The sequence below is a fragment of the Arthrobacter sp. PGP41 genome (assembly GCF_002953935.1).
Taxonomy (GTDB): domain Bacteria; phylum Actinomycetota; class Actinomycetes; order Actinomycetales; family Micrococcaceae; genus Arthrobacter.
Genome location: NZ_CP026514.1, coordinates 2,650,046 through 2,676,101 on the forward strand (window position 1 = coordinate 2,650,046; position 26,056 = coordinate 2,676,101).

Below are 26,056 nucleotides of genomic sequence, written 5' to 3' on the forward strand. Positions count from 1 at the left end.
GGAACACCGGGATACCATGACTGGATGCATCCACCACGGGAACTTTCCACCCCCATGGCCCCTGCTCCATGGCAGCGCGCCGCCCTCGGAGCAAACCTCCTGGCCCCCGACGGAGGCCTGGGCGTCACCATCTTCGAAGAGATGACCACCCTGGCCGTGCAGACCGGCGCCATTAACCTCGGCCAGGGGTTCCCGGATGAGGACGGCCCGGCGGAAATCAGGGAAGCTGCCCGGTCTGCCATCCTGGCCGGCGCGAACCAGTATGCGCCCGGCAAGGGCATCCCGGAACTGCGGGAGGCGGTCTCGGCCCACCAGCAGCGGTTCTACGGCCTCTCCCCCGACCCGGCAACGGAAGTAATCGTCACCACCGGCGCCACCGAGGCCATCGCAGCCTCGCTCCTGGCCTTCGCCGGTCCGGGCGACGAGGTCCTGACCTTGGAGCCTTTCTACGACTCCTACGGCGCCGTGATCGGCCTGTCCGGTGCGACGCACGTGACTGCACCGCTCCTGGCCCCGGACTTCATGCCGGATATGGCCGCCCTCGAGGCTGCTTTCAGCGCGCGGACCAAGGTGGTGCTGCTGAACAACCCCCACAACCCCACCGGAGCGGTCTTCCCGCGGGACGTGCTCCAACGGGTCGTTGAACTGGCCCGCAGGCATGACAGCATCATCATCACGGACGAGGTCTATGAGCACCTCACGTTCGGCGTCCGGCACGTACCGGTGGCTTCCCTGCCCGGAGCGGCGGACCGGACCATCACCATTTCCTCTGCCGGCAAGACCTTTTCCCTGACTGGCTGGAAGGTCGGCTGGCTCACGGGACCCGAAGAGCTGGTGTCCGCCGCCCGGACGGTCAAGCAGTTCCTCACCTACAGTTCGGGCACGCCGTTCCAGTCGGCCATCGCCGCTGGCCTGGCCCTGCCCGACTCGTTCTATGCGGGCATCGCGGCGTCCCTTGAGCACAAGCGGGACATCCTGAGTGAAGGCTTGCGCGCCGCGGGGTTCGAGGTCTTCTCCCCGCAGGGCACGTACTTCGTCAATGTGGATACCGCCCCCTTGGGCATCAGCGACTCCGTAGACCTGGCCCGGAAGCTTCCGGCACTGGTGGGCGTGGCCGCGATCCCGGTCCCGGTCTTCTGCCACGCCGAGGGAGCGGAACGCACCCGGAGCCTGCTCCGTTTCGCCTTCTGCAAGAAGGCCGAGGTCCTGGAAGAAGCTGCCGAGCGGCTGGCCGCGCTCAGCGGCAGGCTCTGATGCCCGGCGGCCGGGAAGTCCGGGCGTCCCGGTTCCTGCGCACCACCGGGCAGCACGCGTCCATAGAACCCGATGCGTTCACGGCCGGCAGCTACGTCCTCAGCATCGGCGGCGCGGAACAGTCCCACGTGAACCTTCTGCACCCGGAGGAGATTTTCTACGAATACCTGCGCCGGATCGGACACCTGGTGGACCTGGCGGCACCCGCTGGCGAGCCGGTCAGCGCGCTGCACCTGGGCGCCGGAGCGCTGACCCTGGCCCGGTACGTCCAGGCCACAAGGCCCGGGTCGGTGCAGTACGCGGTGGAGCTGGAGCGTGAGCTGCTCGATTTCGTCCTGCGGGAGCTGCCCCTGCCCGAGGGGACGGACCTGCAGACGGTCATCGGCGATGCGCGGGAGTCGCTTGTCCGGATTGGCCCCGGCCTCCGGTTCGACGTCGTCATCCTGGACATCTTTTCCGGGCCGGACGCGCCCGCGCATCTGACCAGCGGCGCGTTCTACCGGGAGGTGAGGGAACGGCTCAGCCCTGCCGGAGTGCTGATCGTCAATGTCGGCGACGAGCCGGGCCTGACCCTGGTCCGAAGCCAGGTGTCCGCCATGCGGCAGGCCATGGCGGATGTGGCCGCCGTCGCGGAAACAGGCATGTTCGAAGGCCGCTATCCCGGCAACATCATCCTCGCCGGCACCCTCACCCCGTGGCCGCCGGAATGGACCACTGAACTGACCGCCCGCGGGCCGCATCCGGCAAAGGTGCTGGCCGGACTGGACCTCGACCCCTTTGCAGGATGACTCCGGGAAGCCATGGCTCCCGCACCCGGGCTAGCGTCCAGGCGGTTCCGGTGCCTCGGGAATATCGTCATCGTCGATTGCGTCGGGCACGAAGGGCTCCGCGAACCACAGCCTGGTCTCCCCGTATTTCTTCTCCGCGAACCGGGTGATGGTGTCCGGCCACTGGGGCTCGGGTGAGCGGGATGACCGTTCCACCACCACCACCGCCGCCGGCGAAAGGTGGGTGGAAAGCTTCAGGAGCACTGCCTGCAAGCCAACCTCGTCGAGCAGATACGGCGGGTCCAGGAACACAAGGTCCCAGACTGCCGTCTCCGATGCGCGCTCCAGGAAAGGTTCCACCTTTGAGCGGTGGACAGTCACGGCTTTCCGGCCCAGGACTCCGTTGATGAGGTCGGCATTGCGCTGGCAAACGGCGCTGGCCTTGCCATCGGACTCCACCAGGTCCACCGCCTGGGCACCCCTGCTGCCGCTTTCGACCCCGAGGGAGCCGGAACCCGCATAGAGGTCCAGCACGCGGGCGCCGGCAATGACATTGAAGGCATCAAGGCGGGAAAACAGCGCTTCCTTGACGCGGTCCGTGGTGGGCCTGGTGAGGGAACCCGGGACGGCGGTCAAGGGAGTGCCGCCGGCGGCGCCTGCAATAATCCGGCTCATTCAACGCTCCTGTCTTGGCCGCCAGGATATCCGGCACCCACCATGCTAACCGCGTTCAAGGAACGCCTCCTTCTCGGGATTGAGGTATTTGTCGATCGCCTCGGCAAGCTCCGGACGAGCGGACAGGGCGGGATCCTCGCGCACAATCTGCTGGGCATCTTCCCTGGCCCGGGCAATGACGTCGCCATGCTCCAGGACGCGGAGCAGCTTCAGGGCGGAGCGTCCGCCTGATTGTGAGGCTCCCAGGATGTCGCCCTCGCGCCGCAGCTTCAGGTCCTCCTCGGACAGGACGAAGCCGTCGGTGGTCGCCGCCACGGCATCCAGCCTGCGACGGCTGGGATGCCCGGGGTCAAGGGCGGTGACCAGCAGGCAGGTCCCTGGCAGCCCGCCCCGGCCCACCCGGCCGCGGAGCTGGTGCAGCTGGGAAATCCCGAACCGGTCCGCATCCAGGATGACCATCAGCGTTGCGTTGTGCACGTCCACGCCGACCTCGATCACCGTAGTGGAGACAAGCAGCTTGATGCGGTTGGCCGCAAAGTCCTCCATGACGCCGAACTTCACGTCCGGTTCCAGCCGTCCGTGGAGCGGCGCCAGGGGAATTCCGGACAGGGCGGTCTCTTCCCGCAGATGCTCGACGACGGCCGTCACCGAGGCGAGTTCCCGGCCGCCGTCTCCTTCCGCCTCCCCTGCCGGAGGCGCCGCCTCCCCGGGACTGAAGTCGCCGTCGTCGTCCGTTCCGATCCTGGGGCAGACGACGTACACCTGGTGGCCCCTGTCAATCTCTTCCCGGGCGCGGGCCCAGATGCGCCCTGCCCAGGCCGGATTCTCCGCAAGTCCCACCAGGTGGGTGGCGATAGGGGCACGGCCGGCCGGCAGTTCGTCCAGGACCGACGTTTCGAGGTCGCCGAAAACTGTCATCGCGACGGTCCGCGGGATGGGCGTGGCCGTCATGACCAGCAGATGCGGCGGCTTGCGTGCCTTGGCGCGCAGGGCGTCGCGCTGCTCCACCCCGAAGCGGTGCTGCTCGTCCACCACGATCAGGCCGAGATCGTAGAAGGACACGTTGTCGCTCAGCAGGGCATGGGTCCCAATGATGATCCCGGCCGTCCCTGACGCGGCGTCAAGCAGGGCCTGCCGCCGTGCCGCCGTTGGCATGGAGCCAGTGAGCAGCGAAACCTGGACGGAGGCGCCGTCCATCCCGCCCAGCAGTCCGTCGCCGGAGAGTGGGCCCAGTGTCCGGCGGATCGATTCGAAATGCTGGGCAGCGAGGACTTCCGTGGGGGCCAGCAGGGCCGCCTGCCCGCCGGCATCCACCACCTGCAGCATGGCACGGAGCGCCACTATGGTCTTGCCGGAGCCCACTTCTCCCTGCAGCAGCCGATTCATGGGGACGTCCCGGGAGAGTTCGGCCGCCAGCGTTTCCCCGACGGCGGCCTGCCCGGCCGTGAGCGTGAACGGAAGGCTGCGGTCGAAACTGGCCAGCAGGCCCTCCGGAGCGGGCCGGCGGGCAGTGGCTTCCTCCGAGGCCAGCTGGGCCCGGCGGCGGGCCAGGGCGGACTGCAGCACCAGCGCCTCCTGGTAACGGAAGCGGCGCCGCGCCTGCTGCCAGTCCGTGGCCGATTCCGGTTCATGGACCAGCCGGTAGGCTTCGGCGATCGGGAGGAACTTCTCCCTGGCCGCAATGGCGGGTGGCACGGGATCCGGCAGGGAGCCAAGGTCAGCGGTTTCGAGCAGGGTTGAGACGGCCTTCTGGATCTTCCAGCTGGGAAGCTTGGCGGTGGCCGGATAAATGGGAATGGGCATGGCGGCCAGCTTTTCCGGATCCCGGCCGCCCTCGCTGAACGGATCGTCGTCCAGCACCTGGTAGTCGGGGTTGGTGAGGCCAAGGGATCCCTTGAAGGACGTGACCTTGCCGGAAAACAGCGCCCGGCGGCCGGGGAGCAGCTCTGCCTGGGCCTTGAAGCCGTTGAAGAAGCTGATTTTGAGCGTACCCGGCGCTTTGCCGCGGTACTCCGTGCCGCCTACCAGCCGGAGACCCTGCCTCCCGTCGTCGTCGGAAACCACGACATCGGTGATGGTGCCGCGGCGCGCCTGCATCCGGCGGGTATTGCTGGAGAGCACGCGGGCGATCAAGGTGACTTCTTCGTCCCGGGGAATCTCGCTGATAGGCGTCAGCTCGCCGCGGTTCATGTAGCGGCGCGGGTAGTAGTTCAGCAGCCCCTCGACTGTGGTGATGCCCAGATGCTTTTCAATGACCGCTGCGGAACGCTTGCCAATCCGCCGTTCCAGCGCCAGGTCCAGTTCAGCGCTCATGCCCGCTGGAGTTCACTGCATCCGTGGCCGGGTCCCGCGGCAGCGCGAGTTCACTGATGCTGATGTTGGCCGGCTCCCCCAGGGACCGGATGATGCCGACGGCGGGATCTGCCTCGGGGACGTGGACGTGGACGCGCCACCGGTAGTTGCCGTCGGAGTCCGGCCCGCTGCCAACCTGGCTCATGATCACCGACTCGCCCACCTCGTCCAGCCGCTGGCGGAGGGTTGCCGCATTGAGGGGCGACAGGCTGATGGTGCACATGACTTCCACGCCGTCGTCGTCCGGCATGGCCGTATGGATGTGCGGATCCGAGACGTCGTAGCCGTGCAGGCCGTCAAGGAGTTCGCTTTGGAGTTCTTCGCCCAGGATCGCTGAGCGAAGGCAATCAAGGATCAGCAGCATGCCCACTCCGCCCGCATCAACCACATGGGCGGTCGTCAGAACGTCCAACTGGTCTTCGGTGTGGATCACCGCGGCGAGGGCGCCCTCCACGGCGGCGTCCAGGGCAAGGCCCAGGGCGTGGTTGCTGTCGTTCCCGTTCTGTCCGGCGTCGACAGCGGCCGCGGCCCGGGCTGCCGCTTCCATGACGGAGAGCATGGTTCCCGGCACGGGATCGCTCAATGCCGACCAGGCACGGATCTGGGCACGGTTGAGGGCTGCCGCCAGCAGGGTGGAGGTCAGCCGGGTGTGGCCTGCCAGCGGCTCGGCGGCTGCGCACAGGAACACCGAAAAAAGGGTTCCCGAGTTTCCCCGTGCTTCCTCCATGGCTGCCTGGCCCGCGGTGGCCAGGACTGCGCCGACGTCCATCTGTGCGGGGTGGTCACCGGTGGCGGCGAGGGAACGGGCTGCCGCGCGCACGGTGACGTAGAGGTTTGTGCCGGTGTCGCCGTCGGCCACGGGAAAAATGTTGATGGCATTCAGGCGGTCGCTGTGGTTGCCAAGGGCGGTCTCAGCCTTGCCCAACCACCTCTTCATCGCTTGCGCGTTAGCGGCAACCTTAGTGTGCAAAGTGATCCCATCCCCCGGTGTCCGCGGACCGGCCCGCAATTTTGACGCCCGGGCCTTCGTTGTTTCCCAGTGCTTGTACTGAGCCTATCGCAGTGAATCCTTGGGGCAGCGGCGAACCAGGAGGGAATGTGGCAAGCAGTCCGTGGTCCTCCCCGCCGCCGAGCACCCACTCTCCAGCGTCCACGCCCAACAGTTCCGCGGCCGGCCGAAGGGCGTCCGCCAGCCGCTTCAGCGGGCCTGGATTGAGGTCGACGGCGACAAGGCTGGCTGTTGCCAGCCGCAGCCCATCGCGCAGCAGGCCGTCTGAGATGTCCAGCATGGCGGTGGCGCCGGCGGCTCGGGCGGCGGGCCCTGACGCCAGGGGAGGCCTGGGCCTGCACTGCACTTCGACTAAGGCGCGTTGACCGTCGCTGAGGGCCTCGACAGGCACGTCCGATTCCAACAGTGCGAGGCCGGCGGCGGCGCGGCCGGCGGTGCCCGCAAGGGCAAGGACGTCCCCCGGCCTGGCGCCGGACCGGAGGACGGGCGCGCCGGCGTCGAGCGTTCCCAGCACGGCCACCGTGACGGAAATTTCGCGCCCGCGCCCCAGGTCCCCGCCCGCTACCGAGCAGTGGGCCGCGCCCAGCTCCCTGATCCCCGCGGTGAGGCCGTCCGCCAGGTCCTCCACCCAGCCCACAGCCGTTTCAGGCGGAAGCGTAAGGCTTACCACCATCGACGTGGCGCTCGCCCCCATGGCGTTGATGTCGCTCAGGTTCTGCGCCGCAGCTTTCCAGCCGACATCGAAGCCGGTGGTCCGGTAGCCGCTAGGCCATTGCAGCCTGAAGTCCTGGTCCTGGACCTGGGTGTCGATGCTGATGACGGTCCTGCCATCAGGAGACGCCACTATGGCGGCGTCATCCCCCGGGCCGAGCAGCGTAGCGGCGGTGTGCGCGCCGTCCATGGCCAGGCGCGGAAAAATCCGGGCCAGCAGCTCGGCCTCGGAGAGCGCAGAGACGGTCAGGGAGGAGACGTTCAGCGGCTCCCCGACGGCGGCCGGGCCCTCAGGGCGGGGCCGCCCGCGGTGGGTGATGGGATTTTCAGGCACGCCTCTACGCTATCGCGGTGCTCCGACATTGCCGGCCCCCCGGTGCCGCGTCAGGGCGGAGCCCGCCGCGGCGATAGGCTGGAGACATGCGCCGTCCCCAGCTTTCCCTGCCCGCCCGCGTTGCCAGGCTGGCACTGATTGGGAGCCTTGCGGCCGTTCCTTTAACCTCGTGCTCGCCTGCCGTGGATGTTCCGGCGGCCAGGGACGCGGCCAACCCCGCGTGCGCGCCCATGATGGTGGGCCTTCCTGACGCCATCGGCGAGCACGCGTTGCGAAAAACGAACAGCCAGGCCACCGCAGCCTGGGGCGACCCGTCCCTGGTGATCCTGCGCTGCGGTGTGAATGCGCCCGGCCCCACCACGGACCGCTGCGTGACGGTCAACGGCATTGACTGGGTCATCAAGGAAGGGGACCCGGTGTGGACCCTGACAACCTACGGCCGGGAACCGGCAACAGAGATCCTCATGGACCCCGACAAGATCAGTTCCGCCACGGTACTGGCTGACCTTGCGGCAGCAGCCGGCAAGGTGCCGGCCGCCAGGAACTGCGTGGGGCAGGAGGATCTGCAGAACCTGCCGCCGAGCCAGTAGGCCGCGGCGGTCGACTCTTAGCGCAGCCCGGTTTTGCGGTTCAGCGCCAAGTAAATCAGTTCGTCGATGAGGTCGGCATAACCCAGGCCGGAAGCCGCCCACATCTGCGGGTACATGCTCTTGGGCGTGAAGCCGGGCATGGTGTTGATCTCGTTGATGATGAGTTCCCCGGCAGGGCTGTAGAAGAAGTCCACCCGGCTCAGGCCCTCGGCCCCCACGGCGTCGAACGCGGCCGCGGCAAGCTCCCGGACCCGGGCGATGGCTTCCTCCGGGATATCGGCAGGGCAGCTGAGGGAGGCGGCCCCGTCCTCCACATATTTCGCGTTGAAATCGTAGAACTCGTGGGTTCCGCCTGCCACGGAGATTTCACCCGGCATGGAGGTGCGTGGTGCGTCGGTGCCCCTGCCTTCGAGGACCGCACATTCGATCTCCCGGCCGGTGATGCCGGCCTCGATCACCAGTTTCAGGTCGTGGCGCCGGGCTTCCTCGATGGCTGCATCGAGCTGTTCCAGGGAATCCACCTTGGAGATACCCATGGAGGATCCTGCCCGGGCCGGCTTGACGAACACGGGGAATCCCAGCCGGTCTACCTGTTTGCGCACCGATTCCGGGTCTTTGCGCCACTGCCTGTCCGTGACGGCAACATACGGACCGACGTGCAGCCCTGCAGCCTCGAACACCACCTTCATGAAGTGCTTGTCCATGCCCACGGCCGAAGCGAGGACGCCGGCGCCGACGTAGCGGGTATCCGAGAGTTCCAGGAGCCCCTGGATGGATCCGTCCTCCCCGAACGGGCCGTGCAGGAGCGGGAAAACCACGTCCACCGTGCCGAGTTCCCGGGGAACCTCGTTCGGGGCCGTGACGATCAGCTGGTGCTCGCCCCCGATCTCGGCAAGGGTCACGGTCTGCGGCGAAGGCGCCACCTCCGGCAGGGAGGTCCCCGCGAGGGACCACTGGGCCGTGTCGGCGGACGCCAGGACCCATTGCCCGGTTTTGGCGATTCCAATGGGAATTACCTCGTATTTGTCCTTGTTGATCGCGCCGAGGACCCCGGCAGCGGTCACGCAGCTCACAGCATGCTCGCTCGAGCGGCCGCCGAAAAGGACCGCCACCCGGGGTTTCGCCCGTGGCGCGGGCTCCCCTGCGGTCAGGTTTTCATGAGACATCGTCAGTAATCGCCTTCAGGTTTCAGTTCCCGGGACAGCAGGACAGGCCCCAGTTGGTCAACGGACAGCTTGCCGGCCAGCACGGCGACGACGGCAGCTGTAATGGGCATCTCCACGCCCAGCTTGCCGGCCAGTTCATGGACCGCCTGGCCCGACTTTATGCCTTCGGCGGTCTGGGTCATCTTCTGGCCCACCTCCTCAAGCGTGAGGCCTTGCCCCAGGAGCCGCCCGGCGGTGTGGTTGCGTGACAGCGGGGAGGAGCAGGTGGCCACAAGGTCGCCCAGGCCTGCGAGGCCGGCCATCGTTTTGGCTTCCCCGCCAAGGGCAAGGGCAAGGCGGGACGTTTCCGCGAGTCCGCGGGTGATGACGGACGCCTTGGTGTTGTCCCCCATCTGCCTGCCCTCGCAGATGCCGACGGCGAGGGCAATCACGTTCTTGACGATTCCGCCGATCTCCACCCCCACTACGTCAGTGGTGGTGTACGGCCGGAAGTAGGGGGCCGTGCAGCTCCTGGCGATCCAGCCTGCGGCGTCGGAGTCGGTGCAGGCAACCACAGAGGCAGTGGGTTCTTCGCGGGCGATTTCCATGGCCAGGTTGGGGCCGGACACAATGGCAATACGCTCGGTGGGCACGCCCAGCTCCTCGCTGATGACCTCGCTCATCCTGGCGTCCGTACCGAGCTCCAGGCCTTTCATCAGCGAGACAACCATGGCGTCCGGAGCGATCAGGCCTTTCCACTCCCGCAGCTGCGGCCGGAGTGACTGGGCAGGGACCGCGATGACCACGAGGTCGGCGCCCTCCAGTACGGTGGCGACGTCCGTTGAGGCGGTGATGCTTTCCGGCAGCGGGACCTCCTTCAGGTACTGCACATTGCGGTGGCTGGCGTTGATGCCCTCGACCACTTCAGCGCGCCTGCCCCACAGCCTGATGGTGCGGGGCTCACCGGCAGCAGCCGCGGCGTCGGCCAGAATTTTTGCAAAGGTTGTTCCCCAGGAGCCGGCGCCGAGAACAGCAACGGAACGGGCAGAGCCCGTCTGCCTTCCCCCAGGGATCACGGAGTTTCCGTTCCGGTACCGGCCTGCTGCTGCCCGCGCTCCACGAACCTGCCGTGCCGGGCCTGCTGCTGCTTGGCCGGATCCCACCGCTCAGCCGGCGGCTCTTCTCCCCTGATTTCCGCCAGGAGTCCGGTGATCGCATCCATGATCGCGTCGGTGGCCCCGGCGAGGGTTGCCTTGTCCAGCGGACGGCCGGCGAAGGCGCTGAGGTCAACGGGCTCGCCCACTACCACCGTTGACTTCTTGCGCGGGAACAGGTGGAACCGCTTGCCGTAGCGCGGGAACACTTCGTGGGCGCCCCAGTGGGCAATCGGAACCACCGGAATGCCGCCCTCCAGGGCAAGCCGTGCAGCACCCGTGTGGCCTTTCATGGGCCACAGCCCGGGATCGCGCGTCAGGGTGCCTTCGGGGTAGATGATGATGGCCCCGCCTTCGGCGACGATCTCCTGCGCAAGCTGCAAGGAGCGGTTCGCCCCCGCCGTCGAACGTTCCACCGGGATCTGCTTTGTTGCACGCAGGACCCAGCCCAGCACCGGAACCTTGAAGAGCCCCGACTTGGCAAGGAAGTGCGGGGCAATCCTGTGGTTATAGAGGAGGTGGCCGATGATCAGGGGATCGATCTCGGTGCAGTGGTTGGGTGCGGCGATAAAACCGCCCGCAGGCAGCTTTTCCGTGCCCTCCCACTTCTTGTCCATCATCAGGTTGAACAGGGGGCGGACTATGCCGGCGACCACAGCGAGGGTGGCGCGGCTCTTGGCCGGTTCCTTCACGGCTGCCTGCTACTTCTCTGTGGTGATGTCGAAGTCGGCGCCAAGGCCGGCCAGCTTTTCAGTGAAGCGCTCGTAGCCGCGGTTGATGATGTCGATCCCCGTGACGCGGGATGTGCCAGTGGCTGCCAGGGCGGCAATCAGGTGGCTGAAGCCCCCGCGCAGGTCCGGAACGTCAATGTCGGTGCCTTTGAGCTGGGTGGGTCCGGAGATCACGGCCGAGTGGAGGAAGTTCCGCTGGCCGAACCTGCACGGCACGCTGCCCAGGCACTCACGGTGCACCTGGATGCTGGCGCCCATCCGGATGAGCGCATCAGTGAACCCGAAACGGTTCTCGTAGACCGTCTCGTGGACGATGGACACGCCTTCGGCCTGGGTCAGGGCCACCACCAGCGGCTGCTGCCAGTCCGTCATGAAGCCGGGGTGCACGTCGGTCTCCAGCACCAGCGGATTGAGCTTTCCGCCGCGGTGGTAGAAACGGATGCCGTCCTCGCCGATGTCCATGCCGCCGCCCACCTTGCGGTAGGTGTTCAGGAAGGTCATCATGTCCCGCTGCGAGGCGCCTTCAACGAAAATGTCGCCCTTGGTCACCAGTGCCGCAGAAGCCCACGACGCGGATTCGTTGCGGTCCGAGAGCGCCCGGTGGTTGTAGCCGCCGAGGTCGCGGACGCCTTCGATGCGGATGGTGCGGTCAGTCTGGACGCTGATGATGGCGCCCATCTTCTGAAGCACGGCGATGAGGTCGATGATCTCCGGCTCTGTTGCAGCACCGGACAGCTCGGTGATGCCCTCGGCGCGCGTGGCGCTGAGCAGCACCTGCTCGGTGGCGCCCACGGAAGGGTAGGGCAGGGAGATCTTGGCGCCCTGGAGGCCCTTGGGGGCCGAGATGTGGATGCCGCCGGGCCGTTTCTCCACCACGGCACCGAATTGGCGCAGGACGTCCAGGTGGTAATCAATGGGCCGGTCGCCGATCTTGCAGCCGCCGAGGTCGGGGATGAACGCCTCCCCGATCGCGTGGATCAGCGGCCCGCAAAGCAGGATGGGGATCCGGGAATCGCCCGCGTGGGCGTCGATGGCGGTGCTGGATGCCGTCTTGGCGGCCTTGGGATCCAGCGTGAGGTCGCCGCTCACCGGGTCCTTCGCCACGGTCACGCCGTGGAGCTGCAGGAGGGAGGTGACCACCTCCACATCCTTGATCTCCGGCACGTTCCGCAACACCGACGGTTCGTTGCCCAGCAACGCTGCCACCATCGCCTTGGGAACAAGGTTCTTTGCTCCCCGGACGCTGACGCGGCCTGTAAGCGGGACTCCGCCGCGGATTGTCAGAACACTACTCATATACCGGTTTCCTTACGATCACTCGCCCCCAAATCCTTGCAAAGGCTCCAACCAAGCATAGGAGGTTGCGTTACCGAACCGAAATACGCGGGCGACGGCGGCAGGGCGTGGCGTGCCGTCGTCGCCCGGTTTCGAAGGCAGTCCGCGGCCTCAGGAAAGGCGCGCAGGCAGGGTTTTCGGCTTGAACGAAGGACGGGTGGCCTCGTAGGCGGTGATATCCGCCTCATGCTGGAGGGTCAGCCCGATGTCGTCCAGGCCTTCGAGCAGCCGCCAGCGGGTGTAGTCGTCGATCTCGAAGGGCGCAACGATGTTTCCGCACACCACGGTCTTGGACACGAGGTCAACCGTGACTTCGGTCCCCGGAGCGTTCTCCAGTTCCTTCCAGATCAGCTCGATGTCATCCTGGGAGAGCTCGGCTGCCAGCAGGCCCTGCTTGCCGGAATTCCCGCGGAAAATGTCGGCGAAGCGGGAAGAGAGGACGGCCTTGAAGCCGTAGTCCTTCAGCGCCCAGACGGCGTGCTCGCGGGACGATCCCGTCCCGAAGTCCGGGCCTGCCACCAGGACGGACCCGGCGTTGAACGGCTCCTTGTTCAGGATGAAGGACGGGTCCTTGCGCCACGCCGAGAACAGCGCGTCCTCAAAGCCGGTCCGGGTAATCCGCTTGAGGTAGACGGCGGGGATGATCTGGTCCGTGTCCACGTTGCTCTGCCGCAGCGGGACGCCGATTCCGGTGTGGGTGGTGAACTTTTCCATGGCGTGTCCTAGGCTGCGTCGGTGCGGATGGCGGCGGATTCGGGAGCCGGATCGAGGTCCGACGGCGAACTCAGCGTGCCGCGGATGGCCGTGGCTGCGGCAACCACCGGGGAGACCAGGTGGGTGCGGCCGCCCTTGCCCTGGCGCCCTTCGAAGTTGCGGTTGGAGGTGGACGCGCAGCGCTCCCCCACCTCCAACTGGTCCGGGTTCATGCCGAGGCACATGGAGCAGCCGGCAAAGCGCCATTCGGCGCCGAAATCCTTGAACACGCGGTCCAGGCCCTCGGCCTCTGCTTCCAGCCGCACGCGCGCCGATCCCGGCACCACGAGCATGCGGATATTGGGATCCTTCCGGCGCCCGCGGATGATGTCCGCCGCTGCGCGCAGGTCCTCCATCCGGGAGTTGGTGCATGAGCCCAGGAAAACGGTGTCCACCCGGATGTCCTTCATCGGCGTGCCGGCCTTGAGGCCCATGTACTGCAGTGCCCGCTCGGCCGCTGCCTTGGCGTTCTCGTCACCGAAATCCTCCGGTGACGGCACGGACTCGGACAGGGAGACCCCCTGGCCCGGGTTGGTGCCCCAGGTGACGAACGGCTCCAGGGTGTCGGCATCCAGGTCCACCTGGGCGTCGAAGACGGCGTCGTCGTCGGTGCGCAGGGTGTTCCAGTATTCGACGGCGGCGTCCCAGTCGGCACCCTGCGGGGCGTGCGGGCGGCCATACATGTAGTCGTAGGTGGTCTGGTCCGGCGCAACAAGGCCGGCCCTGGCACCCGCTTCGATGGACATGTTGCAGATGGTCATGCGGGCGTCCATGGACAGTGAGCGGATGGCGGAGCCGCGGTATTCCAGGACGTAGCCCTGGCCGCCGCCGGTGCCGATCTTGGCGATCACGGCCAGGATGATGTCCTTCGCCGTCACCCCGGGACGCAGCGTTCCCTCGACGTTGATGGCCATGGTCTTGAACGGCTTCAGGGACAGGGTCTGGGTGGCCATGACGTGCTCCACCTCGGAGGTGCCGATGCCCATGGCCAGCGCACCGAAGGCACCGTGGGTGGAGGTGTGCGAGTCGCCGCAGACAACGGTCATTCCCGGCTGGGTGAGGCCCAGCTGCGGGCCCACGACGTGGACGATGCCCTGCTCGGCGTCACCGAGGCTGTGCAGCCGCACGCCGAACTCCGCGCAGTTGTTGCGCAGCGTCTGGATCTGGGTGCGGCTGGTCAGGTCGGCGATAGGCTTGTCGATGTCCAGCGTGGGAGTGTTGTGGTCCTCCGTCGCGATGGTCAGGTCCGGCCGCCGCAGCTTGCGGCCGGCCAGGCGCAGGCCTTCGAATGCCTGCGGAGACGTGACCTCGTGGACCAGGTGGAGGTCGATGAAGAGAAGGTCGGGCTGGGCGTTGGCTCCATCACCATCACCTTTGCGCACCACGTGTGCGTCCCAGACTTTCTCGGCCAATGTCTTTGCCATGGCCATCTCCCTTCACTGCTGTTTGACTAATGGGTTCAACTGAATCAGGATGGCTCCGCACTGCGCCAGCCGAAAGATTTGCATCTCAGATATTGAGACGGCAATATCATTACATGGACAATTCTAGTGGAGTCGGTGTCATTGATAAAGCGGCCCAGGTGCTTGATGCACTGGAAGCCGGCCCCACCACCCTGGCGCAGCTCGTGGCTGCCACTGGCCTGGCCCGCCCCACCGTGCACCGGCTTGCCCTCGCCCTTGTGCACCACCGGCTGGTTAGCCGTGATATCCAGGGCCGGTTCGTCCTTGGAAGCCGGCTGGTTGAACTGGCGTCGGCCGCGGGCGAGGACCGCCTGATCGCCTCCGCCGGCCCGGTGCTGATGCAGCTGAGGGATGCCACCGGCGAGAGCGCCCAGATCTTCCGCCGCCAAGGCGACTGGCGTGTATGCGTCGCTTCCGCCGAGCGTCCCATCGGCCTGCGGGACACCATCCCCGTGGGCACCCAGCTGTCCATGAAGGCAGGATCTGCCGCCCAGGTGCTGCTCGCCTGGGAGGACCATGACCGGCTGCTCGAGGGGCTGCAGTCGGCCCGCTTCACGCCTACCGTCCTGGCTGGAGTACGACGGCGGGGCTGGGGCCAGAGCCTCGGCGAACGCGAGCCTGGGGTTGCCTCAGTTTCGGCGCCTGTGCGCGGGCCGTCCGGCCGGGTGATCGCGGCAGTTTCCATTTCCGGTCCGATTGAGCGGCTCACCCGCCAGCCCGGCAGGCTGCATGCCGAAGTGGTCTGCAATGCCGGCCGCATCCTCACTGAGGCCCTGCGCAAGAACAACGACTAGCAGTGACACGGGCCAGCGGCCCGGACCCAGCGCCGCCGGGCTAGGATTCTCGGCATGGGCAGCTACGCAGTGTTTCTTCGCGGCATCAACGTGGGCGGCATCAACATCAAGATGGCCGATCTGCGGGAGGCGCTCAAGGCCGCGGGCTTTGCTGACGCCCGCACCCTGCTTGCCAGCGGAAATGTGGTCCTCACCAGCCCCCTGGACGCGAAGGCCGTCAAACGCGAATGCGAAAAATGCCTCCGGGACACGTTCGGCTATGACGCCTGGGTGGTGGTTCTCAAATCGGCCCGGCTGTCAGAGCTGGTGGCCGCCTGCCCCTACCCCGAGGACGACAAAGCCACCCACAGCTACATCACCCTTGCCTCGGACACCGGGGTCCTCGATGAACTCGATGCGGCAGGGGCGGCGCTGGAGGGAAACGAACAGGAGAGGCTGGGTCCGGAGGCCCTCGCGTGGCTGGCACCGGCCGGCGGAACGTTGGACAGCCCCTTCAGCAAGATTTCTTCGAAAGCCAAATTCAAGGCCGCAACCACTACGCGCAACCTGCGCACCCTGATCAAGGTAAGGGACGTTGCCGCCGAACTCGCGGCCACCGGGGGTTAGCTCTCCTGCCCGCCGCGCAGGCCTATCCGGCCGCAGCCGTCCGGAGCGCGGAGTTAAAGCCGGCCAGCCGGCTGACCTCCACCTCAACGGGTTCCACGACGAGTTCCTGCGCCACAGCGGCCACGGCGGCATTCAACCGCTTCCGCGCCCTCGCTGCCCGTGCATTGGCCGCGGCGGCTGCAATAACGCGGCCCGTGATGGCAAGGAAGATCCCCAGGGCCACCCCAAGAGCGATCATCAGCGTGGGCACAGGCCATCCTTCGACCCGGGGCACCTCCGGCACGGGCATCTGGAAATATCCCAGTGCCGCCAGCACACCAAGCCAGCCCAAGCCACCCAGCACAGTCAGCAAGGCCAGCCACTGCACCACGTTGAAGACTCCCCACCACCAGGATTTGCGGTTCGCGGCAAGGTCCGTTCCGGCGATGGCCTGGTCCAGGGCATCAGGCAGCCGCTCCCTGCCTTCCCGGGCGGCCCCCCGGATGGCTGCACGCCAGGGGCCGGGGGCACCGGCACTGGCGGCATCGGCGAACTCGCGCACCGCGGCGTCCGTTCGCGCCCGTTCCGGCGCCCCTGCCGGCGGCAGCGATGTCCGGTTCAACTCCGACGGCGCGCCGCTGCGCAGGTTGAGCCGGCGCAGCGGATCCGCACGGAACCTGGACAGCCAGCGGGTAACCGGCCAGCCGGTGCGCTTTACTGACTCCAGCCGGTAGGACTGCGCCACCGCACGAACCACCACCGGCACGTTTGCTGCCACAGCCAGTTCCTCCGCGAGCCTGGTCCTGGTTGCAGGCCGCACACCGGCGGCCGTACCCTCCCCGGACACAGCCCCCAGATCTGCTGATGCCTTGGTGATGTCGGCGGAAAGCCGCTGGGACTGCGCATTACGCTTAGCGGCAACACCACGGATAGCCGCCCGGACCTGGTCCACCCCGGCCCCCGTCAAGGCGGAGGCCGCAAGCACCTGGACCTTGCCAAGTCCGTCCCGGGCAAGGATGGAGCGCAGGGATTCCAGGACGGGCTGCACATCGCGCTCCGGCAGCCGGTCCACCTGGTTGAGGACCACGAGGGTTACGGCACCGTGGGAGGCCAGACGGGACAGGAAGTCATTGTGCACGGCAGCGTCCGCGTACTTCTGGGGGTCAAGGACCCACACCAGCACGTCCACCAGCCCCACCATCCGCTGTACCACTTCGCGGTTGGACGCCTTGGTGGAGTCAAAGTCCGGCAGGTCCAGCAGGATCAGGCCGGTGCCTTCATCCGCGAATCCGTCCACGGCGGCGGCGTGATGGCGGTTGCGGACTTCCAGCCAGTCGAGCAGCGGCTCGCTGCCTTCCGCCCCCCACACCCCTGCCAAAGGTTCCGATGTGGTTGGACGTCGGGCTGCCGTCGTCGCAATTTCCGCGCCGCTGACTGCGTTGAAAAGGGAGGATTTTCCGCTTCCTGTGGCGCCGAAGAAGCCCACCACTGTGTGGTCGGCGGAAAGGGAGCGCCGTGAACTTGCACGTTCCAGGATGCTGAAGACCTCCTGCAGCGACTCATCCGGAAGGACGCCTTCGCCAAGTTCCCGGGCATCGTTGAGGGCTGAGAGCCGGCGGCTAAGCCGGGACGACTCGCGGGTATCGCTGTGGCGGCTCATGCCTTGCCCGCCAGCCGGAGCAGTGATGCGGCGTGTGCGGCCAGGGCTTCGGGCGCGCTCCCGTCGTATTCCGGCAGCCGGGCGAGGAACTTGCGCCTCTCCTCCTGCAGGAGCCCCTGGCAGCGGGCGTGGAGGTCCTGCCGCGCTTGTTCGGCCATCCGCCTGACGGCGTCCTCGCCGAAAACAGCCTCCAGCAACCGCTGGCCCACGACGGCGGTGCCTCCAGCTACGCCCACCTCCAGTCCGGTGAGTCCCGCCGTCATCGAAAACACCACGATCATCAACGCGGCGCCCAGGCCGTTGATGCCGAAGGACAGCCAGCGCGCCTGGGTCCGCTTGCCCTGGCCCTCGGTGCGGATCAGTTCCATCAGTGCTTCCTGCCACGCCCGGATCTCGGCGGCGGTGCGGTCCTCGAAGCCTGGCGTCGTTCCGGAGAGATCATCCGTCCCCAGCAGCTGCCGGCCGGCGGGGTCGTTGCGCCAGCGCTGGTCGGTGTCCTCGGCCGCGTTTGCGGCTTCGTCAACTATGACCGCCTGCAGGCCCGTCTCTATGGCAGCTTCGACCCGTACTGCAGGGGCCGGTTCACCCCGGAAGAAGGCACCTATCCGGTCACGGAAGCGGCCCACATTCTGTTCGAGGGCCCGGAAAAACTCCCCCGTGCCCACGAAGTCCTGCCAGCGGGCCAGCACTTCGCCCCTCAGCAGCGCGCCATCCCTTGTCGCATCCAGGATGCGGTCCGCAGCGTCTTCATAGGCAGCGACGGCGGCGCCCTCCAGGGTGGCGGCAGCATGCTGCTGCTCCCGTGCCGCCTGCGCAACGGCCGAGACACGGTCCGCCATCGCCCTGACGGTCCCGTTCAGCGTGCGGCGGGCAATGTCGGACCGGCCCGCGGCGTCAGCGGCCAGCCCCGCCAGCCAGGACCGCAGCGGCTGGACCGCCCCGGCGGGCAGCATGCCCAGGGGATCCAGGCTGGTTTCAAGTATGACGAACATCTGCGCCGCGCCCAGTCCTTCGCGGTCCAGGAGGCCGCGCAGGTCCTCGCTTACTTCCGCTTCCGCTCCCGGCGGCACCCTGTCCAGGACCACCCCCACCATGATGTCCCGCGAGGCTGCATTCAGGAGCAGTTTCCATGGAACGGCGTCGGCATAACGGTTGGCGGTGGTGACGAAGACCCACAGATCGGCAGCGGCCAGCAGCTGGGCTGCCAGCTTGCGGTTGTCATCCGAGATGGAATCCACATCGGGGGCGTCAAGGACAGCTATTCCTGCAGGCACCCCGGGGTCCGCCACGAGGACAAGGGATGACATCGCACCGGCGTCCGGAACAGCGCCTGCCCGGTTGGCGGGCACGGGACTGCTGACGATGGACCCTCGGATCCTGTTCAAGCTCGGCAGCACGCGCTGGCCCTCGAACCAGGCCGCCTCCGACGGGTGGTGCAGGAGGATGGGCTGGCGGGTTGTAGGGCGGATGGCGCCTGCACGGGTGACCGGGTGGCCCACGATCCCGTTCACGAGTGTCGATTTGCCGGCTCCGGTTGAACCTCCGACGACGGCCAGGAGCGGAGCGTCAAGGCTGCGGTACCGCGGGAGGATGTAGTCATCGAGCTGGGCCACGGCGCTGGCGGCCTCACGCCGCGCCTGCTCAGCATCCGGCAGGGCAAGAGGCAGCTCTGCCGCTGCAAGATCATCGCGGACCTCTTCCAGCAGCGCTACGGCCGCCAAGGCCGCGGTACTGCCGGAAGGTCTGCGCTGCGGATCCTGCGGGGCATCTTGGTCGTTCCGGGAGGTCACAGCAACATCATGCCAGTTCACATGGGGAGCGGCCGCAGTTCCGGCGAGCCACACGGTGACGCGTGCGCAGCTGACGGCGCTGGCAAGGCGTATTGCGCACCACCTGCGGCCAGGGCAAAAGAAAATGGCCCGGGCATTTGCCCGGGACCATTTCGGTGGTGACCCCAGCGGGATTCGAACCCGCGTTACCGCCGTGAGAGGGCGGCGTACTAGGCCGCTATACGATGGGGCCGTGTACATTTCCGTACTTTCGTCAGCGTTTCCGCTGATCAAGCTCAGTGATTGTTTCATACACTTTGCTTTTGTTTCAAATCGGCGAACCGGCTGAAACCGCCTGTTTCGAGCTGCAAACTGCTGCTCAAACCAGAGCTGGGATACCAGGACTCGAACCTAGAATGACGGTACCAGAAACCGTAGTGTTGCCAATTACACCATATCCCAATGATACTTTTGGGCCGGATTTCAGGGGCTTTACCCTGCTCCGTGCGCCTCAGCACGAGAAATTACTTTACCTGAGACTTTCGGCTCGCACAAATCGGCCCTGCTACGCCCTCGGTCCGCCTATGGCAGGCTGGACAACCTCGGACGGAACCACCCGGATCCTCTCCCGCATCCGGTGGTCGGAGCGCTTCCTAGCCGACCAGCTGCGCCAGCGAGGACACGGTGTTGCCTTCAAACTCCGCCACCGGCTCCCCTACCCTGTTGAGCCAAACGCCAACCAGCCCCGCCGCCGTCGAACCCTCCGCGTCCAGCAGCCGGTTGTCGCCCACATAGAGCGTTTCGGCCGGTGCGGTGCCCAGCAGCCGGACCCCTTCCAGGTAGATGGCGGGGTCGGGTTTGGCCACGCCCAGCGTATCCGTCCCCACCAGCCGCCGGACGCGCTCCAGTCCGGCCCCGTCCAGCTTGGCGCGCTGGTAATCATGCACGTTATTGCTGACCGCCCCGTAAGGGATGCCGGCCTGGTCCAGGACATCCAGCAGCGGCATGACATCAGGGAACGGCTTTACATAGGCCGGCTGTTTTTCAATGTAGGCCGCCAGCCACTGGTGGGACTGTTCGCCGTCGCCCAGCTCGACCCCGAAGTGGCCCAGGGCGGCGCGTCCGCGAAGCAGCCGCTGCTCATTGAACGTGAGCTCACCGGCCAGGTAACGGTCGTAATAGTGGGTGGTTTCGTGCGTAAAGATGCGGCCGAAGCGTTCCCACCCTGCCTGGTCCAGTCCGGGCAATAGGTGTTCGCTGACTTCCCGCAGTGCGGTGGTCATCGAGAACTCAAGGTCCACCAGCGTGTCGTCGATGTCGAACAGGATGCCCCGCACAGCCCCGAACGGGGTGTCCAGGAAACCGGTGGAGGCAGTACTGGGAGCTGTCATCAGCCGCGGAAGGCCCGGAGCCTGCGGAGGGAGGATTCCCGGCCAAGGATCACCATGGACTCGAACAGCGGCGGCGAGATGCGGCGGCCGGAAACAGCCGTGCGAACCGGTCCGAAGGCGAGGCGGGGCTTGAGGCCCAGCTCTTCAACAAGGGCCCGCTTCAGGGCAGCCTGGATTTCTTCCGCCGTCCACTCCTGCACACCGTCCAGGGCGCCGATCGCCGCATCGAGGACCTCCCCAAGGTTCTCGGGAAGACCCTTCCGGGCGTCGTCCGCTACATCGATGGCGGCGTCATCCTTGAACAGGAACCCGAGCATGTCAGGGGCCTCACCGAGCAGCGTGATGCGCTCCTGGATCAGCGGCGCGGCCTCGGCCAGGATTTCCTCCTGCCGTGCCGTAAGCTGCTCCCCCACGTAGCCTGCCGTGCGCAGGTACGGCACCAGCCGCTCGCGGAAGTCCTCCGGAGCGAGCATCCGGATGTGGGTGCCGTTGATGGCTTCGGCCTTCTTGATGTCAAAGCGCGCAGGGTTGGCCAAAACATCGTGGACATCGAAGTTTTCGATCAGCTGGTCCACGGTGAAGATGTCCTCGTCCGCGGACAGGCTCCAGCCCAGCAGGGAAAGGTAGTTCAGGAGGCCCTCGGGAATGAAGCCGCGGTCGCGCAGCAGGAAGAGGTTGGACTGCGGATCGCGCTTGGACAGCTTCTTGTTGCCTTCGCCCATCACGTACGGCAGGTGCCCGAACTCCGGCATGTAGCCGGCCACGCCGAGCTCCATCAGGGCGCGGATGAGGACAACCTGCCGCGGCGTGGAGGAGAGCAGGTCCTCGCCGCGCAGCACGTGGGTAATGCCCATCAGTGCGTCGTCAACCGGGTTCACCAGGGTGTACAGGGGGGACCCGTCCGCGCGCACGATGACGTAATCCGGGATGCTGCCGGCCTTGAAGGTGATCTCGCCGCGGACCAGGTCGGTGAACGTGACGTCCTCATCGGGCATGCGGACCCGGAGCACGGGCTGGCGGCCTTCGGACCTGAACGCGGCCACCTGTTCCTCGGTCAGCTCGCGGTCGAAGTTGTCGTAGCCAAGCTTGGGGTCACGGCCCGCTGCGCGATGGCGCGCCTCGACCTCCTCGGGGGACGAGTAGCACTCATAGGCATAGCCGGCCTCGATCAGCTTGGCCACCACATCCTTGTAGAGGTCCAGCCGCTGGGACTGCCGGTACGGCTCGTGGGGCCCGCCCACCTCCACGCCCTCTTCCCACGTGATGCCGAGCCACTTCAACGCTTCCAGCAGCTGCTGGTAGCTCTCCTCCGAGTCGCGTGCAGCGTCCGTGTCCTCGATGCGGAAGACGAAGGTGCCCTTGGTGTGCTTGGCATGGGCCCAGTTGAACAGTGCCGTGCGGATCAGCCCCACGTGCGGGGTGCCCGTGGGCGACGGGCAGAACCGGACCCGCACGGGAGTGTCGGCAGATACGGAGGGCAGGGAGGCAGCAGTCGACGCAGAAGCAGTAGTCATAGTGGCTTCAACTTTACCGCCTGCCGCCAAGGCTGGCGGCGGCCTCGCGTCAGCGGCGCACGATGGGGTTGGACAGGCGGCCGATGCCCTCGATCTCCACCTCGAAGCGGTCCCCCGCGGTGACGAGTCCCACGCCGGCGGGCGTGCCGGTCATGATGACGTCGCCCGGAAGGAGGGTGAAAGCCTGGGACACAACGGAGACCAGTTCGCGGACTCCCCTGATCATCTGGCTGGTGCTGCCGTCCTGGCGCAGCTCCCCGTTCAGCCGGCCCTGGATCTGGAGGTCCTCGGTATCCAGGTCGGTCTCGATCCACGGGCCAAGCGGTGCCGAGGTGTCAAAGCCCTTGGCCCGGGTCCACTGCAGGTCGGTTTTCTGGACATCCCGGGCAGTGAGGTCGTTGCCGCACGTATAACCGAAGATGACGTCGTCCACACGCTCCTCAGGGACGTCCTTGCAGATCCTGCCGATCACCACGCACAGTTCCGCCTCGAAGGAGACTTCCTCGGAGAACTCCGGCAGCACCACGGGATCGTTGGGGCCAACCACGGCGGTGTTGGGCTTCAGGAACAGGAGCGGCTGGGCCGGGACTTCGTTGCCGAGTTCCTGCGCGTGCTCCACGAAGTTGCGGCCCACTCCGATGACCTTGCTGCGGGGAATAATCGGGGCCAGCAGCCGGACATCCTCCAGCTTGTGGCGGACGGAGGTGCGCTCCACCCCGTTGAAGAACGGGTCTCCGTGAATGACAGTGATCTCCTCACTGCCGGTGTCACCTTCGACGACGCCGTAGAGGGGATCAGAATCAACGACAAACCTGGCAATACGCATGGCTCCTACCCTACCGTCTCGCCACCCTGCGCCCGCCAGCGCCTACGTCTGGGCCGCAGTGCCCCGGAGATAGTGGAGCTGGGCGGCAACGGACGTTTCAGCGGCCCGCCGCACGGAAGGGTCGACGTCGGAATACACGACGCCGGCCACGTCACCGGCTGTAGCGTCCCGGCCCAGGGTGTCCAGCGCAGCGCGGACCTGTTCAAGCCGCTCGAGCCGGTGGCTGCGGTAGGCGCGCACAATTTCCACCAGCGAAGGAAGGACGGGGCCATGGGCCGGAAGCACTGTGGCGGGGCCAAGCGCTTCCAGCCGGTCGAGGGAGGCAAGGTAGTCCGCGAGGGTCCCGTCAGGGTAGTCGAGCATGGTGGTGCCGCGGCCCAGGATGGTGTCCCCGGTCAGGACTGAGCCGCGGGAACCGTCGCCAGGGAGGTGGAAGCACATGGAATCGGTAGTGTGGCCGGGCGTGGCCACCACCCGGATTTCCATGCCAGCGGCGGAAAGGACTTCGCCATCCTGCAAAGGGGTGCCGCTGCCGTGGCAGTGGACGGCGTCGGCTGCACGCACGGGGGCGCCGGTCAACCCATGGAGCCGGGCGGAACCTGCTGTATGGTCCGCGTGGCGGTGGGTGACGAGGATGAGGTCCACGGGGCCGGCAGCGGCCAGGGCCTGCAGGTGGGCCTCATCGGGCGGACCGGGATCCACCACCACGGCGCCGGGGCAGCCGGGTGCCCGCAGCATGTAGGAGTTGGTCCCGTCCAGGCTCATCGGCCCTGGATTGGGCGCCAGGATGAACTGCGTCAGGGCCGAACTGCGCTGCAGTGCAGGGCCGAAAGCTGAAGTCACCACACCATCCTTGCAGACGCGAAAGGCGCCCGCCGGAGCAAAGTCCGGCAGGCGCCGTCGTACGTCTGGAAAGTGCAGGCCTACGCCAGTCGGGTGAGCCAGCCGTGGGTGTCCGGAACAGTTCCGGTCTGGATGCCGAGCAGCTGCTCGCGGATGGCCATGGTGGTCTCCCCCGCCTTGGCGTCCTCGGAGCCGATGAACTCAGTGGCATCCTTGAGGACCCCGATCGGCGTGATCACGGCTGCCGTGCCGCAAGCGAAGACCTCGGCAATCTCCCCGGAGGCAACGCCGTCGCGCCATTCATCCAGTGTGATCTTGCGCTCAGCGACTTCGCGGCCCATGTCCTTGGCCACCTGGATGACGGACATCCTGGTGATGCCTTCCAGGATGGTGCCGGTCAGCGCCGGGGTGGCCAGTGAGCCGTCCTTCATCACGAAGAACACGTTCATGCCGCCCAGTTCCTCGACGGCGTTGTCGTTGAAGTGGTCGAGGAAGAGGACCTGCTTGCAGCCGTTGGCTTCAGCTTCCTGCTGGGCAATCAGCGACGCGGCATAGTTGCCGCCGCATTTGGCATCGCCGGTTCCGCCGCGGCCGGCGCGGGCATATTCACGCGAGATCCAGATGGACACTGGCTTCAGCTCGCCGCCGAAGTAGTTGCCGGCCGGTGAGGCGATCACCCGGAAGGAAACTTCGCGCGCAGCGCGCACACCCAGGAAGGCCTCGGTGGCGATCATGAACGGCCTCAGGTACAGGGCTTCGCCGTCGCCGCTGGGAACCCATTCCCGGTCCGCGGCAACGAGCCCGCGGATCGCGCCCAGGAAGTATTCGGCCGGCAGCTCAGGCAGTGCGAGCCTGCGGGCGGACTTGTTCAGGCGGGCCGCGTTTGCCTCCGGGCGGAAGGACCAGATGGAGCCGTCCGCGTGGCGGTAGGCCTTCAGCCCTTCGAAAATCTCCTGGCCGTAGTGCAGCACGGCGGCCGACGGGTCAAGGACGATGGGTCCATAGGCTTCGATCCGGGCGTTGTGCCAGCCGCCGTGGCCGTTCTCGTCCACGCTGTAGTCCACTACGGCGGTGTGGTCGGTGAAGTAATTGCCGAACCCCGGGTTTGCCAGGATGGCTGCACGCTCTTCAGCAGACTTCGGGTTGGCCGAAAGCTGCTGGCTGAATTCGACGCCATGGGCGGTCTGAGTCATGGTTCCTCCACGATCGGCCGCCCCGGGTTCGTCACTGAACGGCGCGGCGGCATTTGGTGATTCGAGACAAGCTTACGCCCGATGCCGAAGGCCCTGGCGCAGTGTCAGAGCCCCGCGGCGATGGCGTCGCCCACGGCGCTCGTGGTGCGTGAACCGCCGTCGCGCTTCTCGACGTCGGCAACCACTGCCGCTTCGATCCTCCGGGAAGCGTCGTTGTAGCCGAGGTGGTCCAGCAGGAGCGCAGCAGAGAGGATGGCAGCCGTGGGATCGGCCTTCTGCTGCCCGGCGATGTCCGGGGCGGAACCGTGCACCGGCTCAAACATGGACGGCGCAGTGCGGTCCATGTTGATGTTGCCCGAAGCTGCCAGCCCGATGCCGCCCGTGACGGCCGCCGCGAGGTCGGTGATGATGTCCCCGAAAAGGTTGTCGGTGACGATCACGTCAAAGCGGGAGGGGTCAGTGACCATAAAGATGGTGGCAGCGTCCACGTGCAGGTAGTCGTGGGTGACCTCGGGGAACTCCTGCGCCACGGCTTCGACGGTGCGCTTCCACAGATGCCCCGCGAAGACCAGGACGTTGTGCTTGTGGACCAGCGTGACGTGCTTGCGCTCCCTGGCGCTGGCCCGGCGGAAAGCGTCCCGGACAACCCGCTCCACGCCATGGGCCGTGTTCAGTGAAACCTCGGTGGCCACTTCATGGGGAGTGCCTGCCCTCAGGGTGCCGCCGTTGCCCACATAGGGGCCTTCGGTGCCCTCGCGGACCACAATGAAGTCGATGGTGCCCGGGTTGGCCAGCGGGCTGCCCACCGTTCCATAGAGCCGGGATGGCCGCAGGTTGACGTAGTGGTCCAGGCTGAAACGCAGCTTGAGCAGCAGCTCGCGTTCAATGATGCCGGAGGGAATGCGGGTATCTCCCGGGGCGGCGCCCACCGCGCCGAACAGGATGGCATCCCGGGTCCGGAGGTCCGCCAGGACCTCGTCCGGCAGGGTCTCCCCGGTGGCCAGCCAGTGCTCTGCACCGAGCTTGTAGTGGGTCTGCTTGAGCTCCACGCCCTCCGCTGCCACGGCCTTTTCGAGGACCTTAAGGGCCTCGGCAATCACCTCGGGGCCAATGCCGTCGCCGGGAATCACTGCAAGATCAATGGAGGATGCGCTCATGTATTCAGGTTAGCCAAAACATCCATATGCTGGTCAAGCCGTCTCAATATT

At 66.8% G+C, this 26,056-nt stretch carries 23 protein-coding genes and 2 tRNA genes; 5 read left to right on the forward strand and 20 right to left on the reverse strand.

The genetic code is table 11. The annotated features are described in order from the left end of the window. Positions 1 to 24 precede the first annotated feature (24 nt). The gene (locus C3B78_RS12095; RefSeq protein WP_199775244.1) at positions 25 to 1,254 is read left to right on the forward strand and encodes an aminotransferase class I/II-fold pyridoxal phosphate-dependent enzyme; all 1,230 of its coding nucleotides are present in this window, start codon (positions 25 to 27) and stop codon (positions 1,252 to 1,254) included. Further along, complete coding sequence (locus C3B78_RS12100; protein ID WP_104998294.1) at positions 1,254 to 2,042, forward strand: spermidine synthase; 789 nt, start codon at positions 1,254 to 1,256, stop codon at positions 2,040 to 2,042. Before C3B78_RS12095 ends, C3B78_RS12100 begins: the two co-directional genes overlap by 1 nt. Before the next feature lie 30 nt (positions 2,043 to 2,072). On the opposite strand, the gene rsmD is transcribed toward C3B78_RS12100, so the two are convergent. From rsmD to thiL, 4 genes are read right to left on the reverse strand one after another with little or no spacing between them, the layout of a single operon-like run. After that, positions 2,073 to 2,696: a 16S rRNA (guanine(966)-N(2))-methyltransferase RsmD gene (gene rsmD, locus C3B78_RS12105; RefSeq protein ID WP_104998295.1), complete on the reverse strand. Its 624-nt coding sequence runs from the start codon at positions 2,694 to 2,696 to the stop codon at positions 2,073 to 2,075. A 45-nt stretch (positions 2,697 to 2,741) separates the two neighbouring features. After that, a complete protein-coding gene (locus C3B78_RS12110) occupies positions 2,742 to 5,009 on the reverse strand; it encodes an ATP-dependent DNA helicase RecG (protein WP_104998296.1) in 2,268 nt (755 codons plus the stop codon). Continuing rightward, positions 4,999 to 5,985 carry a DAK2 domain-containing protein gene (locus C3B78_RS12115; RefSeq protein ID WP_104998297.1) on the reverse strand — a complete coding sequence of 329 codons (987 nt, stop codon included), beginning with the start codon at positions 5,983 to 5,985 and terminating at the stop codon, positions 4,999 to 5,001. Before C3B78_RS12115 ends, C3B78_RS12110 begins: the two co-directional genes overlap by 11 nt. Before the next feature lie 22 nt (positions 5,986 to 6,007). Beyond that, entirely contained in the window at positions 6,008 to 6,958 is a 951-nt protein-coding gene (thiL, locus tag C3B78_RS12120) for a thiamine-phosphate kinase (RefSeq protein WP_234005599.1), read from the reverse strand. A gap of 230 nt (positions 6,959 to 7,188) precedes the next feature. Here thiL and C3B78_RS12125 point away from each other — a divergent pair, with 230 nt between their 5' ends. Then, entirely contained in the window at positions 7,189 to 7,692 is a 504-nt protein-coding gene (locus C3B78_RS12125) for a DUF3515 family protein (protein WP_104998298.1), read from the forward strand. Between the two features lie 17 nt (positions 7,693 to 7,709). Here the strand turns inward: C3B78_RS12125 and C3B78_RS12130 are convergent, their stop codons facing one another. The 6 genes from C3B78_RS12130 to leuC all read right to left on the reverse strand — a co-directional run bounded on the left by C3B78_RS12130 (position 7,710) and on the right by leuC (position 14,234). Beyond that, positions 7,710 to 8,858: a D-alanine--D-alanine ligase family protein gene (locus C3B78_RS12130; protein WP_104998299.1), complete on the reverse strand. Its 1,149-nt coding sequence runs from the start codon at positions 8,856 to 8,858 to the stop codon at positions 7,710 to 7,712. A gap of 2 nt (positions 8,859 to 8,860) precedes the next feature. Continuing rightward, the gene (locus C3B78_RS12135) at positions 8,861 to 9,913 is read right to left on the reverse strand and encodes an NAD(P)H-dependent glycerol-3-phosphate dehydrogenase (protein ID WP_104998300.1); all 1,053 of its coding nucleotides are present in this window, start codon (positions 9,911 to 9,913) and stop codon (positions 8,861 to 8,863) included. Beyond that, positions 9,910 to 10,683, reverse strand: a complete 774-nt coding sequence (locus tag C3B78_RS12140; protein WP_104998301.1) for a lysophospholipid acyltransferase family protein — start codon at positions 10,681 to 10,683, stop codon at positions 9,910 to 9,912. The genes C3B78_RS12135 and C3B78_RS12140 overlap by 4 nt, the downstream gene beginning before the upstream one ends. Positions 10,684 to 10,692: 9 nt before the next feature. Beyond that, positions 10,693 to 12,018, reverse strand: a complete 1,326-nt coding sequence (murA, locus tag C3B78_RS12145; protein WP_104998302.1) for a UDP-N-acetylglucosamine 1-carboxyvinyltransferase — start codon at positions 12,016 to 12,018, stop codon at positions 10,693 to 10,695. A 150-nt stretch (positions 12,019 to 12,168) separates the two neighbouring features. Continuing rightward, positions 12,169 to 12,771, reverse strand: coding sequence for a 3-isopropylmalate dehydratase small subunit (leuD, locus tag C3B78_RS12150; protein WP_104998303.1), 603 nt, complete (start codon positions 12,769 to 12,771; stop codon positions 12,169 to 12,171). Positions 12,772 to 12,779: 8 nt separating this feature from the next. Beyond that, positions 12,780 to 14,234 (reverse strand): 3-isopropylmalate dehydratase large subunit, encoded by a 1,455-nt coding sequence (gene leuC / locus C3B78_RS12155; protein ID WP_104999761.1) that lies wholly within the window; start codon positions 14,232 to 14,234, stop codon positions 12,780 to 12,782. Between the two features lie 113 nt (positions 14,235 to 14,347). Between leuC and C3B78_RS12160 the strand changes: the two genes are divergently transcribed. Continuing rightward, positions 14,348 to 15,067 carry an IclR family transcriptional regulator gene (locus tag C3B78_RS12160; RefSeq protein ID WP_009356552.1) on the forward strand — a complete coding sequence of 240 codons (720 nt, stop codon included), beginning with the start codon at positions 14,348 to 14,350 and terminating at the stop codon, positions 15,065 to 15,067. Positions 15,068 to 15,121: 54 nt separating this feature from the next. Next, complete coding sequence (locus C3B78_RS12165; protein ID WP_104998304.1) at positions 15,122 to 15,673, forward strand: DUF1697 domain-containing protein; 552 nt, start codon at positions 15,122 to 15,124, stop codon at positions 15,671 to 15,673. 22 nt (positions 15,674 to 15,695) lie between these two features. Here the strand turns inward: C3B78_RS12165 and C3B78_RS12170 are convergent, their stop codons facing one another. The 10 genes from C3B78_RS12170 to C3B78_RS12215 all read right to left on the reverse strand — a co-directional run bounded on the left by C3B78_RS12170 (position 15,696) and on the right by C3B78_RS12215 (position 26,005). Further along, complete coding sequence (locus C3B78_RS12170; RefSeq protein ID WP_104998305.1) at positions 15,696 to 17,312, reverse strand: GTPase; 1,617 nt, start codon at positions 17,310 to 17,312, stop codon at positions 15,696 to 15,698. Continuing rightward, positions 17,309 to 19,033 (reverse strand): dynamin family protein, encoded by a 1,725-nt coding sequence (locus C3B78_RS12175; RefSeq protein ID WP_234005600.1) that lies wholly within the window; start codon positions 19,031 to 19,033, stop codon positions 17,309 to 17,311. The genes C3B78_RS12170 and C3B78_RS12175 overlap by 4 nt, the downstream gene beginning before the upstream one ends. Before the next feature lie 225 nt (positions 19,034 to 19,258). Continuing rightward, positions 19,259 to 19,334: transfer RNA gene (locus C3B78_RS12180), tRNA-Glu, on the reverse strand. Positions 19,335 to 19,471: 137 nt separating this feature from the next. Beyond that, positions 19,472 to 19,543 (reverse strand) — tRNA-Gln (locus C3B78_RS12185). 191 nt (positions 19,544 to 19,734) lie between these two features. Beyond that, complete coding sequence (locus C3B78_RS12190; protein ID WP_104998306.1) at positions 19,735 to 20,472, reverse strand: HAD family hydrolase; 738 nt, start codon at positions 20,470 to 20,472, stop codon at positions 19,735 to 19,737. Further along, positions 20,472 to 21,986: a glutamate--tRNA ligase gene (gene gltX / locus C3B78_RS12195; protein WP_104998307.1), complete on the reverse strand. Its 1,515-nt coding sequence runs from the start codon at positions 21,984 to 21,986 to the stop codon at positions 20,472 to 20,474. The genes C3B78_RS12190 and gltX overlap by 1 nt, the downstream gene beginning before the upstream one ends. Positions 21,987 to 22,035: 49 nt before the next feature. After that, positions 22,036 to 22,812 carry a fumarylacetoacetate hydrolase family protein gene (locus C3B78_RS12200; RefSeq protein ID WP_104998308.1) on the reverse strand — a complete coding sequence of 259 codons (777 nt, stop codon included), beginning with the start codon at positions 22,810 to 22,812 and terminating at the stop codon, positions 22,036 to 22,038. A gap of 42 nt (positions 22,813 to 22,854) precedes the next feature. Continuing rightward, a complete protein-coding gene (locus tag C3B78_RS12205; protein WP_104998309.1) occupies positions 22,855 to 23,655 on the reverse strand; it encodes an MBL fold metallo-hydrolase in 801 nt (266 codons plus the stop codon). Positions 23,656 to 23,735: 80 nt separating this feature from the next. Continuing rightward, the gene (locus C3B78_RS12210; RefSeq protein WP_104998310.1) at positions 23,736 to 24,848 is read right to left on the reverse strand and encodes a branched-chain amino acid aminotransferase; all 1,113 of its coding nucleotides are present in this window, start codon (positions 24,846 to 24,848) and stop codon (positions 23,736 to 23,738) included. 104 nt (positions 24,849 to 24,952) lie between these two features. Next, positions 24,953 to 26,005 (reverse strand): 3-isopropylmalate dehydrogenase, encoded by a 1,053-nt coding sequence (locus C3B78_RS12215; RefSeq protein ID WP_104998311.1) that lies wholly within the window; start codon positions 26,003 to 26,005, stop codon positions 24,953 to 24,955. Positions 26,006 to 26,056 lie beyond the last annotated feature (51 nt).

Excerpts from the sequence above, each read along its gene's own strand:
- rsmD (WP_104998295.1), bottom strand. The coding sequence starts at position 2,696 with ATGAGCCGGATTATTGCAGGCGCCGCCGGCGGCACTCCCTTGACCGCC.
- leuC (WP_104999761.1), bottom strand. The coding sequence starts at position 14,234 with ATGGCAAAGACATTGGCCGAGAAAGTCTGGGACGCACACGTGGTGCGC.
- C3B78_RS12130 (WP_104998299.1), bottom strand. The coding sequence starts at position 8,858 with ATGTCTCATGAAAACCTGACCGCAGGGGAGCCCGCGCCACGGGCGAAA.
- C3B78_RS12190 (WP_104998306.1), bottom strand. The coding sequence starts at position 20,472 with ATGACAGCTCCCAGTACTGCCTCCACCGGTTTCCTGGACACCCCGTTC.
- thiL (WP_234005599.1), bottom strand. The coding sequence starts at position 6,958 with ATGGACGGCGCGCACACCGCCGCTACGCTGCTCGGCCCGGGGGATGAC.
- murA (WP_104998302.1), bottom strand. The coding sequence starts at position 12,018 with ATGAGTAGTGTTCTGACAATCCGCGGCGGAGTCCCGCTTACAGGCCGC.
- gltX (WP_104998307.1), bottom strand. The coding sequence starts at position 21,986 with ATGACTACTGCTTCTGCGTCGACTGCTGCCTCCCTGCCCTCCGTATCT.
- C3B78_RS12210 (WP_104998310.1), bottom strand. The coding sequence starts at position 24,848 with ATGACTCAGACCGCCCATGGCGTCGAATTCAGCCAGCAGCTTTCGGCC.
- C3B78_RS12100 (WP_104998294.1), top strand. The coding sequence starts at position 1,254 with ATGCCCGGCGGCCGGGAAGTCCGGGCGTCCCGGTTCCTGCGCACCACC.
- C3B78_RS12110 (WP_104998296.1), bottom strand. The coding sequence starts at position 5,009 with ATGAGCGCTGAACTGGACCTGGCGCTGGAACGGCGGATTGGCAAGCGT.
- C3B78_RS12095 (WP_199775244.1), top strand. The coding sequence starts at position 25 with ATGCATCCACCACGGGAACTTTCCACCCCCATGGCCCCTGCTCCATGG.
- C3B78_RS12115 (WP_104998297.1), bottom strand. The coding sequence starts at position 5,985 with ATGAAGAGGTGGTTGGGCAAGGCTGAGACCGCCCTTGGCAACCACAGC.
- C3B78_RS12165 (WP_104998304.1), top strand. The coding sequence starts at position 15,122 with ATGGGCAGCTACGCAGTGTTTCTTCGCGGCATCAACGTGGGCGGCATC.
- leuD (WP_104998303.1), bottom strand. The coding sequence starts at position 12,771 with ATGGAAAAGTTCACCACCCACACCGGAATCGGCGTCCCGCTGCGGCAG.
- C3B78_RS12170 (WP_104998305.1), bottom strand. The coding sequence starts at position 17,312 with ATGAGCCGCCACAGCGATACCCGCGAGTCGTCCCGGCTTAGCCGCCGG.
- C3B78_RS12215 (WP_104998311.1), bottom strand. The coding sequence starts at position 26,005 with ATGAGCGCATCCTCCATTGATCTTGCAGTGATTCCCGGCGACGGCATT.
- C3B78_RS12125 (WP_104998298.1), top strand. The coding sequence starts at position 7,189 with ATGCGCCGTCCCCAGCTTTCCCTGCCCGCCCGCGTTGCCAGGCTGGCA.
- C3B78_RS12200 (WP_104998308.1), bottom strand. The coding sequence starts at position 22,812 with ATGCGTATTGCCAGGTTTGTCGTTGATTCTGATCCCCTCTACGGCGTC.
- C3B78_RS12160 (WP_009356552.1), top strand. The coding sequence starts at position 14,348 with ATGGACAATTCTAGTGGAGTCGGTGTCATTGATAAAGCGGCCCAGGTG.